Source organism: Burkholderia sp. AW33-5 (assembly GCF_053427615.1).
The window spans coordinates 449,522-467,425 of the sequence record NZ_JBSAXA010000002.1 but is presented as its reverse complement, the minus strand read 5'-3'; the positions used below and the strand labels follow the sequence as shown (position 1 = coordinate 467,425).

At 67.6% G+C, this 17,904-nt stretch carries 16 protein-coding genes and 1 other RNA gene; 8 read left to right on the top strand and 9 right to left on the bottom strand.

All coding sequences use genetic code 11. The annotated features are described in order from the left end of the window. Positions 1 to 2: 2 nt before the first annotated feature. From ACV22V_RS05650 to ffs, 7 genes are all read right to left on the bottom strand, one after another. Entirely contained in the window at positions 3 to 929 is a 927-nt protein-coding gene (locus ACV22V_RS05650; RefSeq protein WP_448013212.1) for a protein-L-isoaspartate(D-aspartate) O-methyltransferase, read from the bottom strand. Beyond that, positions 926 to 1,687: a 5'/3'-nucleotidase SurE gene (surE, locus tag ACV22V_RS05645; RefSeq protein WP_059529905.1), complete on the bottom strand. Its 762-nt coding sequence runs from the start codon at positions 1,685 to 1,687 to the stop codon at positions 926 to 928. The genes ACV22V_RS05650 and surE overlap by 4 nt, the downstream gene beginning before the upstream one ends. Positions 1,688 to 1,899: 212 nt before the next feature. Continuing rightward, entirely contained in the window at positions 1,900 to 3,105 is a 1,206-nt protein-coding gene (locus ACV22V_RS05640) for a CaiB/BaiF CoA transferase family protein (protein ID WP_448013211.1), read from the bottom strand. A 48-nt stretch (positions 3,106 to 3,153) separates the two neighbouring features. After that, on the bottom strand, positions 3,154 to 3,750 hold the full coding sequence (gene recR / locus ACV22V_RS05635) for a recombination mediator RecR (RefSeq protein WP_014896897.1): 597 nt from the start codon (positions 3,748 to 3,750) through the stop codon (positions 3,154 to 3,156). Between the two features lie 31 nt (positions 3,751 to 3,781). Beyond that, positions 3,782 to 4,108 (bottom strand): YbaB/EbfC family nucleoid-associated protein, encoded by a 327-nt coding sequence (locus tag ACV22V_RS05630; protein ID WP_212172136.1) that lies wholly within the window; start codon positions 4,106 to 4,108, stop codon positions 3,782 to 3,784. A gap of 94 nt (positions 4,109 to 4,202) precedes the next feature. After that, on the bottom strand, positions 4,203 to 6,545 hold the full coding sequence (gene dnaX, locus ACV22V_RS05625; protein ID WP_448013210.1) for a DNA polymerase III subunit gamma/tau: 2,343 nt from the start codon (positions 6,543 to 6,545) through the stop codon (positions 4,203 to 4,205). A gap of 127 nt (positions 6,546 to 6,672) precedes the next feature. Next, an RNA gene (ffs, locus tag ACV22V_RS05620) (signal recognition particle sRNA small type) lies at positions 6,673 to 6,771 on the bottom strand. A 413-nt stretch (positions 6,772 to 7,184) separates the two neighbouring features. On the opposite strand from ffs, the gene trxA reads away from it, so the two are divergent. The 8 genes from trxA to ACV22V_RS05580 all read left to right on the top strand — a co-directional run bounded on the left by trxA (position 7,185) and on the right by ACV22V_RS05580 (position 15,802). Next, entirely contained in the window at positions 7,185 to 7,511 is a 327-nt protein-coding gene (gene trxA / locus ACV22V_RS05615) for a thioredoxin TrxA (protein ID WP_006402348.1), read from the top strand. 194 nt (positions 7,512 to 7,705) lie between these two features. Next, positions 7,706 to 8,968, top strand: a complete 1,263-nt coding sequence (gene rho / locus ACV22V_RS05610) for a transcription termination factor Rho (protein ID WP_006478662.1) — start codon at positions 7,706 to 7,708, stop codon at positions 8,966 to 8,968. A 132-nt stretch (positions 8,969 to 9,100) separates the two neighbouring features. Beyond that, complete coding sequence (locus ACV22V_RS05605) at positions 9,101 to 9,601, top strand: MerR family transcriptional regulator (protein ID WP_059693252.1); 501 nt, start codon at positions 9,101 to 9,103, stop codon at positions 9,599 to 9,601. Beyond that, positions 9,598 to 11,154 carry an MFS transporter gene (locus ACV22V_RS05600; protein WP_448013209.1) on the top strand — a complete coding sequence of 519 codons (1,557 nt, stop codon included), beginning with the start codon at positions 9,598 to 9,600 and terminating at the stop codon, positions 11,152 to 11,154. The genes ACV22V_RS05605 and ACV22V_RS05600 overlap by 4 nt, the downstream gene beginning before the upstream one ends. Before the next feature lie 38 nt (positions 11,155 to 11,192). Beyond that, a complete protein-coding gene (locus ACV22V_RS05595; protein ID WP_059529890.1) occupies positions 11,193 to 12,026 on the top strand; it encodes a M90 family metallopeptidase in 834 nt (277 codons plus the stop codon). A 157-nt stretch (positions 12,027 to 12,183) separates the two neighbouring features. Beyond that, complete coding sequence (locus ACV22V_RS05590; RefSeq protein ID WP_040144297.1) at positions 12,184 to 12,447, top strand: type B 50S ribosomal protein L31; 264 nt, start codon at positions 12,184 to 12,186, stop codon at positions 12,445 to 12,447. A 230-nt stretch (positions 12,448 to 12,677) separates the two neighbouring features. Then, entirely contained in the window at positions 12,678 to 14,435 is a 1,758-nt protein-coding gene (locus tag ACV22V_RS05585; protein ID WP_448013208.1) for an ArnT family glycosyltransferase, read from the top strand. Between the two features lie 2 nt (positions 14,436 to 14,437). Then, entirely contained in the window at positions 14,438 to 15,802 is a 1,365-nt protein-coding gene (locus tag ACV22V_RS05580; RefSeq protein WP_059529884.1) for an MATE family efflux transporter, read from the top strand. Positions 15,803 to 15,817: 15 nt separating this feature from the next. Here ACV22V_RS05580 and lipA read toward each other — a convergent pair whose 3' ends face one another. Both lipA and ACV22V_RS05570 read right to left on the bottom strand, forming a co-directional pair. Further along, entirely contained in the window at positions 15,818 to 16,783 is a 966-nt protein-coding gene (lipA, locus tag ACV22V_RS05575) for a lipoyl synthase (protein WP_448013207.1), read from the bottom strand. Positions 16,784 to 16,785: 2 nt separating this feature from the next. After that, positions 16,786 to 17,901 (bottom strand): acetoin dehydrogenase dihydrolipoyllysine-residue acetyltransferase subunit, encoded by a 1,116-nt coding sequence (locus tag ACV22V_RS05570; protein WP_448013206.1) that lies wholly within the window; start codon positions 17,899 to 17,901, stop codon positions 16,786 to 16,788. Between the last annotated feature and the right edge of the window lie 3 nt (positions 17,902 to 17,904).

Here is a 17,904-nt window from a genome sequence, read left to right as displayed (position 1 = left end):
TTTCAAATCACTCCGGATTTTAAAGGGACAAAGAAAACGCGATCAAGCCGCGACTCCCGCCATTGCGCGTGCGCGACGCGCTCGACGAGCGTGAGCACCTGGGGCTGCCCGCTCTGCGCGCCGACCGGCGCGACGAGCCGCCCGCCGATCGCGAGTTGCTCGAGCAGCGCCTGCGGCACGTCGAGCCCCGCCGCCGCGATCACGATCGCGTCGAACGGGCCCGCAGCCGGCAGGCCGACACGCCCGTCGCCGTAATGCAGACGGATGTTCGGCACGCGCAGCGGCCGCAGGTTCAGCTTCGCGCGCTCGTAGAGCGGCTTGATGCGTTCAATCGAATACACGTCGCGCGCCACGTGACTCAGCACCGCGGCCTGGTAGCCGCAACCGGTGCCGATCTCAAGGACGCGCTCGAGCGTGCGGCCGGCCATCGCGAGCTCGATCATGCGCGCGACGACCGACGGCTTTGAAATCGTTTGCTGGTGGCCGATCGGCAGCGCGGCATCCTCATAGGCCTGCGTCGCGAGCCCCGGATCCACGAACATGTGGCGCGGCACCGCGGCCATCGCATCCAGCACGCGCGCGTCGGTCACGCCGTTCGCGCGCAGGCGTTCGACCATGCGCTCGCGCACACGTTCCGAAGTCAGCGCGAACGCACCGGCCGGCGCGACGCTCGGCGCAGCCGGCTTGGGCATCGCGGGCTTCGGCACGGTCGGTTTCGGCGCGGTCGCCGGCTTCGCGGTCGTGCCGTGCACCGGGCGGGCGACGCCCGTCTTCACCGCCACCGGCTTCAGCACCGCGGCGGACTTGTCGACGGCCTTCGGCACCGCGCCCGCCGCATGGCGTTCGCCGGCCCGGCCTTCCGATTTGCGTGGCGCTCGCTTGAGATCTTCGAGCGCGAGCGGAAACCGCTTCGCGCGCTCGCCGCTCATGAAGCCCGCCCTCCTGCGCGCACCCATTCGCGCGTCGCAGGCAGCATTTGCGTATGCGTGAGATCGAGCTGCAGCGGCGTGATCGATACGAAACCGTTTGCGACGGCGTGGAAATCGGTGCCTTCGCTCGCGTCCAGCGCCGCACCCGCGGCACCGATCCAGTAGACCGGCTCGCCGCGCGGGTCGGTCTGGCGAATCACCGGCTGCGACGGGTGACGCTTGCCGAGGCGCGTGACCTGCCAGCCTTTCAGTTCGTCGTACGGCAGATTCGGAATATTGACGTTCAGCAGCGGCTGACCGGGCAGCGGATGCGCGAGATAGTGTTCGACGATTTCCGCGGCGACGCGCGCCGCGTCCGCCAGATGCGCCCAGCCCTTCTCGGCCAGCGAAAACGCGATGGCCGGCACGCCGAACATGATGCCTTCGGTGGCGGCCGCAACTGTCCCTGAATAGAGCGTGTCTTCGCCCATGTTCTGGCCGTTGTTGATCCCGGACACGACGAGGTCGGGCCTCGCGTCGGCCATCCCCGTCAACGCGACGTGCACCGAATCGGTCGGCGTGCCGTTCACGTAGAAGAAACCCGTATTCGTCGCGCGCTGCACCGATAGCGGCCGCGACAGCGTGAGGGAATTCGATGCGCCGCTGCAGTTCTGCTCGGGCGCGATCACCGTGAGGTCGGCAAGCGGCTGCAGCGCGTCGCTGAGCGCGGCGAGACCGGGGGCGAGATAGCCGTCGTCGTTGCTGAGTAGGATTCGCATCCGGCGATTGTAACCGAGGAAAGATGGCGCGAGAGCGACAGTCAGGCGGCTGCGGACGGGCCTGCGTGCACGGTGCGCCGCCGCATTGCGCGGCAGCGTTCCGCAGGCGCGAGACAACGTTATGCCGCCTAGCGCTTTCCGCCCTGAAGGGTGCCCGTCGGGAGAGGTTGCCCTCGCGGAGGCCCGACGCGAAGCGCCCGGTCTTGGGGCGCTCAGATCGCGCCGGCCTCGCGCAGCGCGGCGATCGCCTGTGCGTCGTAGCCGAGGCCGCGCAGCACCTCGTCCGTATGCTCGCCGAGTTCGGGCCCGAGCCAGCGCGTTTCACCCGGCGTGTCGGACAGCTTCGGCGTGATGTTCGGCAGTGGAATGTCGGTGCCGTCGGCCAGCTTGAAACGCTGGATCATCTGCCGCGCGACGAACTGCGGATCGGTGAACATGTCGGCGGCGCTGTAGATGCGCCCGGCCGGCACGTCGGCCGCGTTGAGCACGACGAGCGCCTCGTCGATCGTGCGCGGCGCGAGCCACGCGGCGATCGCATCGTCGATCTCCTGCGTGCGCGGCACGCGTCCATCGTTCCGTGCAAGCGCCGGATCGTCGGCGAGATCGTCGCGTTCGATCGCCTTCATCAGTCGCTTGAAGATCGGGTCGCTGTTGCCGCCGATCACGATGCTGCCGTCGCGGCACGCGTAGGTGTTCGACGGCACGATGCCCGGCAGCGACGCGCCGGTGCGCTCGCGCACCATCCCGTACACGCCGTACTCGGGGACCACGCTTTCCATCATGTTGAACACCGCTTCATACAGCGCAACGTCGACCACCTGCCCCGCGCCGCCGTTCACCTTGCGGTGGTGAAGTGCCATCAGCGCGCCGATCACGCCGTGCAGCGCGGCGATCGAGTCGCCGATCGAGATGCCGATGCGCGGCGGCGGCAGGTCCGGATAGCCGGTGATGTGGCGCAACCCGCCCATCGATTCGGCGATCGCGCCGAAGCCGGGCCGGTCGCGGTACGGGCCCGTCTGCCCGTAGCCGGACAGGCGCACCATCACGAGACTGGGGTTGTCGGCCGACAGCACGTCGTAGCCGAGCCCGAGCTTCTCGAGCAGGCCCGGGCGGAAGTTTTCGATCACGATGTCGGCCTCGCGTGCGAGCTGCCGCGCGATCGTCTTGCCGGCATCGGATTTCAGGTTGAGGGTGACCGATTTCTTGTTGCGTGCCTGGACCGACCACCACAACGACGTGCCGCCCTGCTCCGGATGCAGCTTGCGCCACTTGCGCAGCGGGTCGCCGCCGTTCGGATCCTCGATCTTGATCACTTCCGCGCCGAATTCAGCAAAGAGGCGCGACGCGAACGGCCCCGCGATCAGCGTCCCGAATTCGAGCACTTTGACGCCCGCGAGGGGGCCCTGGCTGGTGCTCATGTGTCTCCCTGACATGAGAAACGGCGCCGCCGGCCGGCGGCGCCCGGCTTACATCGTGCGGCGGTCGAGCATCGCGCGGGCGATCGTGCCCGCGTCGACGTATTCGAGCTCGCCGCCCACCGGCACGCCGCGCGCGAGGCGCGTGACCGCGAGCCCACGCGCCTTCAGCGTCTGGCCGAGGTAGTGCGCGGTGGCTTCGCCCTCGTTCGTGAAGTTGGTCGCGAGCACGACCTCCTTGACGATCCCGTCGGACGCGCGCCGCACGAGGCGGTCGAAATGGATTTCCTTCGGGCCGATCCCGTCGAGCGGGCTCAGCCGCCCCATCAGCACGAAATACAGCCCGCGATACGTCATCGTCTGCTCGAGCATGATCTGGTCGGCCGGCGTCTCGACGACGCACAGCAGCGTCGGATCACGCTCCTCGTCGCTGCACACCTCGCAGATCTGCGCTTCCGTGAACGTATTGCACTTCTCGCAGTGCTGCAGGTGCTCGGTCGCGAACAGCAGCGACCGGCCGAGCCGCTCCGCGCCCTCCCGATCGTGCTGCATCAGGTGGTACGCCATGCGCTGCGCGGATTTCGGCCCGACGCCGGGCAATACGCGCAACGCTTCGACGAGCGCGGACAGGGCGGACGGCTGTTTCATACGGCGGCTGAAAGCTGAATGGACGCTGCGCTCAGAACGGCAGCTTGAAGCCCGGGGGCAGCGGCAGGCCCGACGTCATGCCGCTCATCTTTTCCTGCGACGTCGCCTCGGCCCTGCGCACGGCATCGTTGAACGCGGCCGCGACCAGATCCTCGAGCATGTCCTTGTCGTCCGCGAGCAGGCTCGGGTCGATCGCCACGCGACGCACTTCGTTGCGGCAGGTCATCGTCACCTTGACGAGGCCGGCACCCGACTGCCCTTCGACTTCGATCTGCGCAAGCTGCTCCTGCATCTTCTTCATGTTTTCCTGCATTTGCTGCGCTTGCTTCATCAGTCCGGCGAGGTTGCCTTTCAACATGGGAATACTCCTTCTTGATCGTGTGAAAACCGGCACGCGGCGCGTGCCGGTCAATGTGTGCGGGCGTGATTGTGCCTGTCGCGGTGCGATTCGTTCAATGCAGCGTCGGAGGCGTGCCGTCCGGCGCCGAATCGGCGAGCGGCCGCACCGAGCCTTCAACGATACGCGCGCCGAAGTCACGCACGAGCTGCTGGACGAACGGATCGCCATGGATGTCCTGCTCGGCCTCGCGCTGGCGTGCCGCACGCGCAGCCGCATCCAGCGCCGCCGCGGTGCGCCGTGCGGGCCCGACCTCGACCGCGACCTCGACGGGCTTGCCGAGCGCGTCGGCCAGGGCGGCCTTCAGCTTCGCGACCTGGGCGGCGTCCGCATACTGCGGCACCGGCACGGACAGTTTCAACGTCGTCGCGTCGACGGCCGTCAGCTCGCTGTTGAACGCGAGCTGATACGCGACGCCCTTCAGCGGCAGCCGTGCGGCCAGCGCCGGCCATTCGCCGTCGAAACCGACCGGATCGAGCGCGATCGCGGGCGGCAGCGGGCGCGTGTCGACCGGCGCGGACGGACGGGCCTCAGCCGGCTTCGGCGCAATGCGCACGTCGTCGGGGCCGCTGTCGAACACAGGCACGAAGCCGTCGTCCGCCGCACCGCCGAACATCTCGTCGGCGCTGAGCGGCACGTATTCGTCCGGCGGAATGTCTTCCCACGGCGGCGGGGCCTGACGCGTGTCGGCCGGCTGCGGCGCGCGTGCCGCAGCGCGCGGCGTCGGCACCTGCACGGCAGGTCGCGATGCCGCCGGTTTCTCCGGGGCCGGCTGGGCCGGCGCCGGTTTCGACGCGCCGCCCGTCCGCGAGCGTTCGGACGACACGCGCATGCCGGCATTGCGCAGCACGTCGAGTGCGGCGGCCGCCCCCCCGCGGGCCGACGGGCGCGCGGCGGACTCGGCCGGCACTGCACGCGGCGCCTGTTCGGCAGCCGGCGCCGGTTCGTCGTTGCGCTTGGCGGCAGCAGGCAATTCGGGTTCGTTGCGGACAGTGGGCAACGCATCGCTCGTCGGCGCCGCTTGCGGTGCCACGTTCGCTTCCGGCTGCGGCGCGACCGGCGCCGCGGCCGCTGCCGGCGTCGAAACAGGCTTCACGGCAGGCGGAGTCACGGGATCGTCAGACCGGGGCGGCGACGGACGCGCAGCAGGCGCGACCGGAGCGGCCGCTTGCGGGCGCGCTGCGTCCGCGGCGGCTGCCGGTACCGAAGACGGCTTGGGCGCCGCCGACGCGGCGGCAGCCACACGCGGCGACGCGGGCGCGGATACGGCACGCGGCACGGCCGGCTGACCGCCCGGCGCACTGCCGGCGCCGACGGCCGGCTCGAACGCGAGCATCCGCAGCAACGTCATCGTGAAGCCGGCGTATTCGTCCGGCGCGAGGCCGAGCTCCGCGCGCCCGACCGTCGCGATCTGATAGAACAGTTGAACCTGCTCGGGGCTCAGCGTCTCCGCGAAGCGGCGCAGGTCGGCCGCTTCCGGCCATTCGTCGAGGACCGAGCCCGGCGCGAACTGCGCCCATGCGATCCGATGCAGCAGGCTCGCAAGATCCTGCAGCGCGGTGGAAAAGGACAGGCTGCGCAGCGACATCTCGTCGGCGATCGCGAGAATCTCCGGGCCGTTGCCGCCCGCGAGCGCATCGAGCAGGCGCACCATGTAGGTCTGGTCAAGTGCGCCGAGCATGCCCGACACGGCCGATTCGGTCACTTCGTTCGCCGAATAGGCGATCGCCTGATCGGTCAGCGACAGCGCATCGCGCATGCTGCCCTGCGCGGCACGCGCGAGCAGGCGCAGCGCCTGCTGCTCGAACGAGATGCGCTCTTCGCCGAGGATCCGTTCGAGATGCGACACGATGTGCCCGGCCGGCATCTGCTTCAGATTGAACTGCAGGCAGCGCGACAGCACGGTGACGGGAATCTTCTGCGGATCGGTCGTCGCGAGGATGAACTTGACGTGCGGCGGCGGCTCCTCGAGCGTCTTCAGCATCGCGTTGAACGCGTGGTTCGTCAGCATGTGCACTTCGTCGATCATGTAGACCTTGAAGCGCGCATCGACGGGCGCGTACACCGCGCGCTCGAGCAGCGCGGCCATTTCGTCGACGCCGCGGTTGCTCGCCGCGTCCATTTCGACGTAATCGACGAAGCGGCCTTCGTCGATCTCGCGGCACGCGCGGCACACACCGCACGGCTGCGACGTGACGCCGGTTTCGCAGTTGAGCGCCTTCGCGAAGATCCGCGACAGTGTCGTCTTGCCGACGCCGCGGGTTCCGGTAAACAGATAGGCGTGATGGAGACGCCCGCCATCGAGCGCGTGCGTGAGCGCCCTGACGACGTGCTCCTGGCCGACGAGCGAAGCGAAATCCTTCGGACGCCACTTGCGTGCGAGAACTTGATAGGTCATCGGGAAATTGTATCAGTAACGCTGCGTTGCGCCGACACGCGAAACGGTGCGGAAAACGGGCAACACGCAGGTAAAACGGAGAATGACGCAGAAATAAAAAACGCCCGGCGAACGGGGCGAGAGGAAAGGTGACGAGCCCGACCCTCGGCACTGGCGGAAAACGATTGTGGCTGCTTCGTTCCCGACCTGACCAGGTTCACCGCCCCACCATGCGAGGAGGCCCGTCACGGCATATTCTATCACCGCTTCCTGCCGAATGCGACCGTTTGTTCGCAACAAAGCGAAAGATCGAGCAAACCGACGCGCGTACGGGCGCGCCACTCCAGCGCGGGCTTGCGAATATATATCGTGACGCTTCGTGACTCTTGTATTTTGCACGCCGGCCTCCACCTTCGGGACACAACGGTCGAACGGCGCGTCGTACCCCTACTCGCGTAGCGGCTACTATCGCTGCCCGCAGCAGATAGCAATTTAGGCTAATATGACGCCCGAACGACCCGCGAGCCGCGCCATGCAGCGCTTACGCCCTTCCTTCGGAGAGCGGAGTGACCTGCCGCAGCGGCCGGTAGCCAATAAGGCCGCCGGAGCGCCGCAACGCGCCGAGCAGGCAGTCCCCGAACCGTAAGAGGTATTGACCCAATGAGCGAACAGATCAAACACATCAGCGACGCATCGTTCGAACAGGACGTCGTCAAATCCGACAAGCCCGTGCTCGTCGACTTCTGGGCCGAATGGTGCGGCCCGTGCAAGATGATCGCCCCGATCCTCGACGAAGTCGCGAAGGATTACGGCGACAAGCTGCAGATCGCGAAGATCAACGTCGACGACAACCAGGCAACGCCCGCGAAGTTCGGCGTGCGCGGCATCCCGACGCTGATCCTGTTCAAGAACGGCGCGGCCGCCGCGCAGAAGGTCGGCGCGCTGTCGAAGTCGCAGCTCACCGCATTCCTGGACAGCCACCTGTAATACCGGCCGTTCCGCGGACGTGTTGTCAACCGACAACACGTCCGCCGTCAAGCCGCCGATCGGCCGCTCAGGCGCGAATCGGCGTATGCTAGAATCAAAAAACGTCTACAAGACGCATTAAGTCTCAGAGCGCTTCCGCTCGCCCTCCTCCCTTATTCCTTTTCGTCGCTTCTCCTCCCTGGCGGGTTCTCCGTATGCATTTATCCGAGCTCAAGTCTCTGCACGTGTCCGAACTGATCGAAATGGCCAATGGCCTGGAGATCGAAAACGCGAACCGCCTGCGCAAGCAGGAGCTGATGTTCGCCATTCTCAAAAAGCGCGCCAAGACGGGAGAGACGATCTTCGGCGACGGCACGCTCGAAGTGCTGCCGGACGGTTTCGGCTTCCTGCGCTCGCCGGAAATGTCGTACCTCGCGAGCACCGACGACATCTATATCAGCCCGTCGCAGATCCGCCGCTTCAACCTGCACACCGGCGACACCATCGAAGGTGAAGTCCGCACGCCGAAGGACGGCGAGCGCTACTTCGCGCTGGTGAAGGTCGACAAAGTCAACGGGCAGCCGCCCGAGGCCTCGAAACACAAGATCATGTTCGAGAACCTCACGCCGCTGCACCCGAACAAGCCGCTGTCGCTCGAACGCGAAATGCGCGGCGAAGAGAACGTCACGGGCCGTATCATCGACATGATCGCGCCGATCGGCAAGGGCCAGCGCGGCCTGCTCGTCGCGTCGCCGAAGTCGGGCAAGACCGTGATGCTCCAGCACATCGCACACGCGATCAAGCAGAACCATCCGGACGTCATCCTGTTCGTGCTGCTGATCGACGAGCGCCCCGAAGAAGTGACCGAAATGCAGCGCTCCGTCGCCGGCGAAGTGATCGCCTCGACGTTCGACGAACCGGCCACGCGTCACGTGCAGGTCGCCGAAATGGTGATCGAGAAGGCCAAGCGCCTCGTCGAAATGAAGCACGACGTCGTGATCCTGCTCGACTCGATCACGCGTCTCGCACGCGCATACAACACCGTGATCCCGGCGTCGGGCAAGGTGCTGACGGGCGGTGTCGACGCGAACGCGCTGCAGCGCCCGAAGCGCTTCTTCGGCGCGGCGCGCAACATCGAGGAAGGCGGCTCGCTGACGATCATCGGCACCGCGCTGATCGAAACCGGCAGCCGCATGGACGACGTGATCTACGAAGAATTCAAGGGCACCGGCAACATGGAAGTGCACCTCGAGCGTCGTCTCGCGGAAAAGCGCGTCTATCCGTCGATCAACCTGAACAAGTCGGGCACGCGCCGCGAAGAAATGCTGATCAAGCCCGAGATCCTTCAAAAGATCTGGGTGCTGCGCAAGTTCATTCACGACATGGACGAAGTCGAGGCGATGGAATTCCTGCTCGACAAGATCCGCCAGACGAAGAGCAACTCCGAGTTCTTCGACCTGATGCGCCGCGGCGGCTGATCGCCCCCGCCCCGCAACGAACGGCCGCCCGCGCGTTTCGCCCGGCGGCCGTTTTTTCATGCCAACCTGAACGTGAACGTACAGGTTGATCTATAATCGCGCCATTGCCCCGACCCAGACCCCGCCATCCCGATGCCGAACGACACTTCCCCCTCGCTGCTGACCGTGAGCGACGCGGCGTCGCGGCTCGGCGTCACACCGCGCACACTGAAGTATTACGAAGAGCGCGGGCTCGTCACGCCGTCACGCAGCGGCGGCCGCTATCGCCTTTACGACGAAGCCGATCTCGAACGCTTCGCCCGCATCCTGCGGCTGCGCGCGCTCGGCTTTTCGCTACACGGCATCACCGAGATGCTCAAGCGCCCGCTGGAAGAAACGGGCGACGGCCGGCGCCGTTATTCGGACGCATCGTTGCGCGACATCCGCTCGGGGCTCGCCGGGCAAATCGACACGCTCGATCGGCGGATCGCGGCCGTCCAGCGCGAGTTGAAGGAAGCCGTCGCGCTGCGCAAGGAACTGCAGCACGACATCGACTACATCGAACGTCGCCTCGCCGGCGAAAACCCCGACACGCTGATCGCGCAGCGGCAAGCCGAAGCCGGCACGCGGCGCGCGCGCAAGGACCGGGAATGAACGTCGCGCCAGGTCGCCCGCCACTGTGGAGCCGCGCGAACCTGCGCGCGGACCTGTTCCCGTGGGCGCTCGCGCTCGTCACCGGCATCGACTACTTCGACAACGCGGCCTTCTCGTTCTTCGCGAGCTATATCGCGGGTGGCATCAACGCATCGCCCGACGAACTCGTGTGGTCGTCGAGCGCGTATGCGGTCACGGCCGTGCTCGGCATCCTGCAGCAGCAATGGTGGGTCGATCGGCTCGGGCATCGCCGCTACGTCGCCGGCTGCATGCTGATGTTCTCGTTCGGCGCGATCGCGGCGGCGCTTGCCGACACATCGCTCGAGCTCGCGTTCGCGCGCGGCTTCCAGGGCTACTTCATCGGCCCGATGATGGGTGCATGCCGGATCCTGATCCAGATCAGCTTCAAGCCGCAGGAGCGGCCGCCCGCCACGCGCGCGTTCCTGATCATGATCCTGCTCGGCAGCGCGCTTGCACCGATCGTCGGCGGGCTGCTCGTCGCGCATTCGACGTGGCGCGCGCTGTTCGCGTGCACCGCGCCCACGGGCATCGCGTTCGCGATTCTCGCGCTCGTCACGCTGCCCGATTCGGGCAGGACGCCCGACGACGAACGTGGCTCCGGGCATTTCTGGCCGTACGTCGTGTTCGCGCTCGCGCAAGGCGCCCTGCAGATCGTGCTGCAGCAGGTGCACTACCAGCTCTACAGCGGCTCGCCGATGCTGATCCTGCTGACGATCGCGGGCCTCGGCGCGCTCGCGTGGTTCGCGTATCACCAGTGGAACCATCCGACGCCGCTCGTGCGACTGCATGCGTTTCGCGAGCGCACGTTCCAGGTCGGGCTGCTGCTGTACATGTTCTATTACTACGAGTCGACGGGCTTCAGCTACCTGACCTCCCGCCTGCTCGAAGGCGGGCTCGGCTATCCGGTCGAGAACGCCGGGCGCCTGGTCGGCACGATGTCGCTGATCTCGGCCACCGCGCTGTTCGCCTACCTGCGCCATGCGAAGCGCGTCACGCACAAGAAATGGTTCGTCGTGCCGGGGTTCGCGATCGCGATCGTCGCCGCGCTGTGGATGACGCGGATGACGCCCCAGGTCGGCGAGGCCGCGCTGATCGTCCCGTTGCTGCTGCGCGGGCTGTTGCTGCTGTTCATCGTGCTGCCGGTCGCGAACCTGACGTTCCGCATCTTCGCGATCGACGAATACACGCATGGCTACCGGCTGAAGAACATCGTGCGACAACTGACGATCTCGTTCGCGACGTCGTCGGTGATCATCGTCGAGCAGCACCGACTGGCGGTACATCAGACGCGGCTCGTGGAGCGCGCGAACGTGTTCGATCCGCTGTTCCAGCAAACGGTCGACACACTCACGCACAGCTATGCGGCCGCCGGCCATGCACTGAGCGAGGCGCACGCCCTCGCGATCGCATCTGTCGCCCGGATGGTCGCGCAACAGGCGTCGTTTCTCGCGTCGCTCGACGGTTTCTATTTCCTCGCGGGTGTCGCGCTCGTCGGCGGCCTCTTCGCGGCATGGCAAAAAGAGATCGATTGAGTTAAAAGACAGGCTTTGGATTCTCCCGCGCTGCCTCCATGCTCTCGAAACTGACCCGCTGGTTCGACGACCGCCGCCGCGACCGCGCGCTGCGCAGCCATCCGATTCCCGATGCGCTGTGGCAGGACACCGTCGCACGCCTGCCGTTCCTCGACGCGCTGTCGCCCGGCGACCTGGGCCGGCTGCGCGAGCTGACGAGCCTGTTCATCGCGAAGAAATCGTTCTCGACCGCGCATGGGCTCGAGCTGACCGACGAGATGATCGTCGCGATCGCCGCGCAGGCGTGCCTGCCCGTGCTGAACCTCGATCTGTCGCTGTACGACGGCTGGGTCGGCGTCGTCGTGTATCCGGGCGAATTCGTCATCCGCAAGACCGTGCAGGACGAGGACGGTGTCGTCCATGAAGTCGAGCAGGATGCGAGCGGCGAAGCGTGGGAAGGCGGCCCGGTGATCCTGTCGTGGGAAGACGCACAGATGACGGACGGCCGCGACGCGTACAACGTCGTGATCCACGAGTTCGCGCACAAGATCGACATGGTCAACGGCGAGGCCGACGGGTATCCGCCCCTTTTTCGCCGCTGGCACGCGCCGCACCTCGACGCGCAGGCGTGGGCCGACGTGTTCGAGCATGCGTACGACCAGTTCTGCGCGCGCGTCGATGCGGTGCCGGATCGCGCGTGGGCGCGCTTCGAGCGCGACTCGCTGATCGATCCCTATGCCGCCGATCACCCGTCGGAGTTCTTCGCGGTGTGCAGCGAGGCGCTGTTCGTGCGACCGCGTGCGTTCGAGTCCGAATTTCCGGAACTCTACCGGCTGCTCGCCCGCTACTATCGACAGGATCCGGCCCGGACGGGCGCCCTCGACGCGCGGTGAAAATTATTCGTCAACCGTCTGATTTTCTGGCATAATCGCCGTTTTTCGACCTTAGGCAAGTGGCTCGCGCCGGGCTTGACGTCGGCTGAATCGCGCAAATACGTGCGGTCCGGCACGGCAAGCGGCGGGTTGGCTACCGCTCTCACCAAGGAACATCATGAAACCTGGCATTCACCCGGACTACCGCGAAGTCGTCTTCCAAGACATGTCGAACGGCTTCAAGTTCATCACGCGCTCGACGATCCAGACGCGTGAAACCATCGAACACGAAGGCAAGACCTACCCGCTCGCCAAGATCGAAGTGTCGTCGGAATCGCACTCGTTCTACACGGGTCAGCAAAAGATCATGGACACGGCAGGCCGTGTCGAGAAGTTCAAGAACAAGTTCGGCGCACGCGCCAGCGGCAAGGTCGCGAAGTAAGCTTCGCACCGATCCGGTGGTTGCAACGCACCGGTACCGCACGAAAGGGCAGCCCAGGCTGCCCTTTTTTGTCTCCGCTCGCCGGGAAAACACCGCTCGCAGGCCGGTGCCGGGGCAATCGTCCGACGCGCAACGGCCGGCGCGTCTACAATGCCGGATGCTCGAATCCGGCGCCGTCGGCGGGCGCATGACCGCGCCGGCCGCCCGCCCATAACAAATCGCTCATCTGCATGAAGCCAGTCGTTCGTCTCACCGCCTCCGCCACGCGCGCGCTGCCGCGCTGGCTGCTGCTCACGCTCTGCCTCGTCTACGCGGCGTTCGGCCTGTTCGGCCGCGACCCGTGGAAGAACGAGGACGCGGCAGGTTTCGGCGTGATGTGGACGATGGCCACCGGCGGCTGGCACGACTGGCTGCTGCCGAATCTCGTCGGCAAGTTCATCACGACCGACGGGCCGCTCGGCTACTGGCTCGGCGCGCTGTCGATCCGCGCGCTGGCGCCGTGGGTCGACGCGAGCAACGCGTCGCGCGTGGACACGGGCGTGCTGTTCTGCGTCGCGTGCGCGTTCGTCTGGTACGCCGCCTACCTGCTCGGCCGGCGCGCCGAGGTCCAGCCGTTCAAGTACGCATTCGGCGGCGAGCCGGAGCCGCGCGACTACGGCCGCACGCTCGCCGACGGCGCGCTGCTGGTCCTCGTCGCGTGCTTCGGGCTCGCGGAGCGCGGCCACGAAACCACGCCGCAGCTCGCGCAGTTCGCGTGGATCGCGATGTTCGTGTACGGCATCGTGCGCGGCATCGACAAGCCGATGCAGGGTGCGCTGTGGTGGGGCATCGCGATCGGTCTCGTCGCGCTGTCCGGCAACCCGGTGCTCGTCGTCGCGCTGCTCGCCGGCACCGCCGCGCTGTGGCTCGTCACGCCGGAAATGCGCAACCTGCGCCTGCCGCTGGTCGGCCTGCCGCTCGCGGCCGCGATCTTCGCGCTGTGGCCGCTCGCCGCGTTCCACGCGGCACCCGACGACGCCGCGTGGTTCTTCAACCAGTGGATCCATGGCAGCCTGATGCGCTTCTCGGGCCCGCCGACCGCGGTGCTCGCCTACGCGGCGAAGAACCTGCCGCTGTTCACGTGGCCCGCGTGGCCGCTCGCGATCTGGGCCTGGTGGAGCTGGGCCGGCATGCGCCGCCGCGCGCACATCGCGATTCCGCTGTCGGTCGTGGTGCCGCTCGTCGCGCTCGTGATCCTGCAGAGCCAACAGTCGAACCGCATGTACATGCTGCTGCTGCCGCCGCTCGCGGTGCTCGCCACCTTCGCGCTGCCGACGCTCAAGCGCGGCGCGATCAACGCATTCGACTGGTTCGCGGTGCTGAGCTTCACGATTCTCGGCACCTTCGTGTGGCTCGTATGGCTCGCGTCGCTCACCGGCTTCCCGCACCCGCTCGCGCGCAACCTCGCGCGCCTCGTGCCGGGCTACGAACCGCACTTCAAGATCCTGTCGTTCATCTGCGCGGTGATCGTCACCGTATGCTGGTGCCTGCTCGCGCGCTGGCGCATCTCGCGCCAGCCGAAGGTGCTGTGGCGCAGCGTCGTGCTGTCGGGCGCGGGCACCACGCTGATGTGGGTGCTGCTGATGACGCTGTGGCTGCCGATCGTCAACTACGGCCGGACCTACAGCGACGTCGCGCAACAGATCGCGTCGCATCTGCCGAAAGACTATGAATGCATCTCGCCCGTGCGGCTCGGCGATGCGCAGATCGCGACCTTCGCATACTTCGGCGACATGCACTTCGAGTTCTCGGGCGACTGCGACGTGATCCTGCGCCAGGATCGCGCGGACTTCGGCGAGCCGAGCGCGATGTCGCAATACGTGTGGCGTCTCGTGTGGGAAGGCCGCCGCGTCGCCGACCGCGACGAACGCTTCCGCCTGTACGAGCGCATCGAGCGGCCGACGGCGCCCGTCAAGCGCCGCGGCGCGCGCCACCGGACGGTCGATTGACGATGTTCGCCGACATCCGCCGGATCGTCGGTCTCGCATGGCCGGTGCTCGTCGGCCAGCTCGCGATCATCGCGTTCGGCGTGATCGACACGGCAATGGTCGGCCGCTATTCGGCCATCGACCTGGCCGCACTCGGGCTCGGTTCGTCGATCTACGTGTCGGTCTACATCGGGATGACGGGCATCCTGTCCGCGCTGCAGCCGATCACCGGGCAACTGTACGGTGCGCGGCGCTACGCGGAAATCGGCGAAGAGGTCCGCCAGGCGCTGTGGCTCGCGCTGATGCTCGCGGTGCCCGGCTTCCTGCTGCTGCATTTTCCCGAACCGCTGCTGCACATCGCCCACGCGCCGCCCGCGCTGCACGACCGCACGGTCGATTACCTGCGGATCCTGTCGTACGGCCTGCCGGCGAGCCTCGTGTTCCGGATCTACAACGCGCTGACCAACGCAGCCGGCAAGCCGCGCCTCGCGATGATCCTGCAGGTCGGCGCGCTGCTGCTCAAGTTTCCGCTCAACGTGTGGTTCATCTTCGGCGGCCTCGGCGTGCCGGCCCTCGGCGGCCCCGGCTGCGGGCTCGCCAGCACGCTGATCAACTGGGCGCTCGCGCTGATCGGCTTCACGCTGCTCGCAAAGCTCGACGTGTTCTCGCCGCTTTCGATCTTCTCGCGCTTTTGCTGGCCCGTCTGGGCACGCCAGAAGGCGATCCTGAAGCTCGGCGTGCCGATGGGCCTGTCGTACCTGATCGAGGTCACGTCGTACACGTGCATGGCGCTCTTCATCGCGCAATTCGGCACGACGACGCTCGCCGGCCACCAGATCGCCGGCAACATCGGCGCGGTGCTGTACATGACGCCGCTGTCGATCGGCGTCGCGGCGTCGACGCTGGTGGCGCGCGCACTCGGCGCCGGCCGCCCGGACGAGGCACGCCTGCTCGGCCGGCACAGCGTGATGCTCGCGTGCGGGATCGCAGCCGCGTACGGCGTGCTCGTGTTCACGCTGCGTCCGCTGATCGTCGGCGGCTACACACCGAACCCGGCCGTGGCCGCCGCCGCGCTGCCGCTGGTCGCAATCGTCACCTGCTACCACTTCTTCGACGCGCTGCAGATCACGTCCGCCTTCGTGCTGCGCGCGTACAAGGTCGCGGTCGTGCCGACCGTGATCTATGCGGTCGCGCTGTGGGGCGTGGGGCTCGGCGGCGGCTACGTGCTCGGCTTCGACGTCGGCGGCATCGCACCGGCCTGGCTGACCGGCGCGCGCGGCTTCTGGTTCGCGAACACGATCAGCCTGATGCTCGCGGGCGCAGGCCTCGCGCTCTACCTGCGCCACGTCAGCCGCGCGCAACCGGCCGTCAGCGCATACAGCGCATGACGCACGGCGCGCGGCCTACGCGTCCTCCAGCACGTCGGCTGCGTGGTACGAGGACCGCACGAGCGGGCCTGCAACGACTTCCCTGAAACCGAGCGCCAGCCCCTCGTCGCGCCACGCGGCGAACGCGTCGGGGCTCACGTAGCGACGCACCGGCAGATGATGCGCGGACGGCGCGAGATACTGGCCGAGCGTCAGCACGTCGACCTCGTGCGCGCGCAGGTCGCGCAGCGTGTCCCGCACCTCGTCGTCGCGCTCGCCGAGCCCGAGCATCAAACCCGATTTCGTCACGAGCGTCGGCCGCGCGGCCTTCGCCTGCGCGAGCAGGTCGAGCGAACCGCGATAATCGGCACCCGGCCGCGCCGCCCGATACAGCGACGGCACCGTTTCGACGTTGTGATTGAACACGTCCGGCCACGCCGACGACAACGCATCGAGCGCCCGCGCGACGCGGCCACGGAAGTCGGGCGTCAGCACCTCGACGCCGATGCCCGGCACGCTCGCGCGCGCCGCCGCGATGCAGGCCGCAAAATGCGCGGCGCCGCCGTCGCGCAAGTCGTCGCGATCGACCGACGTGATCACGACGTAGCGCAGCCCGAGCGCCGCGACCGCGTCGGCGAGCCGCGCGGGCTCGTCGGGATCCAGCGGCTCGGGGCGGCCGTGCGCGACGTCGCAGAACGGGCAGCGCCGCGTGCACAGCCCGCCCATGATCATGAACGTCGCGGTGCGCTGCGCGAAGCATTCGCCGATGTTCGGGCACATCGCCTCCTCGCAGACGGAATGCAGCCGGTGATCGCGCAGCACGGCCGCCATGTCGGCGACCGCCCCGCTCATCATCGGCCGCGCCCGCAGCCACGGCGGCTTCGGCAGCGCCGCGCCGGCCGCGGGCTCGACGCGCACCGGGATGCGCGCGAGCTTGCCGCGACTCCTCGCGCCCGGCTGGCCGAGCGCGGTGAGGCTGGGTCGTTCGAGCGCGGCGGCCATCGTCAGTCTCCGAGAAACGCGACGATCAGGCGGTTCACGTCGGCAGCCGCCTCCATCTGCACCATGTGACCGCTGCCGGCGATCACCTCGGCCCGCACGCCGTCCGGCAAGCCCTGCGCATGCTGCGCCGGAATCACCTGGTCGCGCTCGCCCCAGATCACGAGCGTGCGCGGCGCGAGCGCCCCGACGCGGTCGCGGAACACGCGCCGCTGGGACGCGCCGTCGAACGCGGCGTTCGCGATCTTCTCCAGCGCGGCCTGCACGCCTTCGAGCCGTTTGTACTTGACGAGATCCTCGACCAGTTGCCGCGTGACGAGCGCGTTGTCGGCGAACAACGCGCCGAGGTGCGGCTTCAGCGTATTGCGGCTGTTGCCGGCGACGAAGCCGTCGATGTAGCCGCGGTTGATATCGACGCCGAGCCCGGCGCTCGCGATCAGCGCCAGCGAGGCAACGCGTTGCGGCGCGCGCTCCGCCGCCGCCATCGCGACCGCGCCGCCCATCGAATGCCCGATCAGGTGCGCGCGATCGATGTGCTGCGCGTCGAGCAGCGCGAGCACCGCGTCGGCCAGTTCGTCGAGACTGCCGGTGTCGACCGCCTTGCCCGACTCGCCGTGCCCGGGCAGGTCGAGCGCCCATACGGGCCGATGCGCGGCGAGCTCCGCGTGGTTGAACAACCAGTTGTTCAGGTCGCCGCCGAAGCCGTGGATCAGCACCGCTGGCGTGCCCGACCCGTCGCCGAGTTTCAGGAACCGGATCGTACGTCCACCGATCTGCGCCTTCTCGGGTTGCGGGCCGGCCGCGTCGTCGGCGGTCGCGGTCGGCACGAAGTCGCGCTGGAATTCGGCGATCGCCGCGTCGATGTCGGCATCGCTGGCCTCGGCCGCAGCCACCACGCCGAGCAGCGCACCGACCGGCAGCGTCTCGCCTTCCTGCGCGACCTGACGGCGCAGCGTGCCGTCGAACGCGCATTCGACGCCCGACGAGATCTTGTCGGTCTCGACGTCGAGCACTTCGTCGCCCTTCGTCACGCGTTCGCCGATCGCCTTCAGCCAGCCGTTGACCTGCCCCTGCTCCATCGACAGCCCCCACTTGGGCATCGTGATCATGTGAATCGACATCGT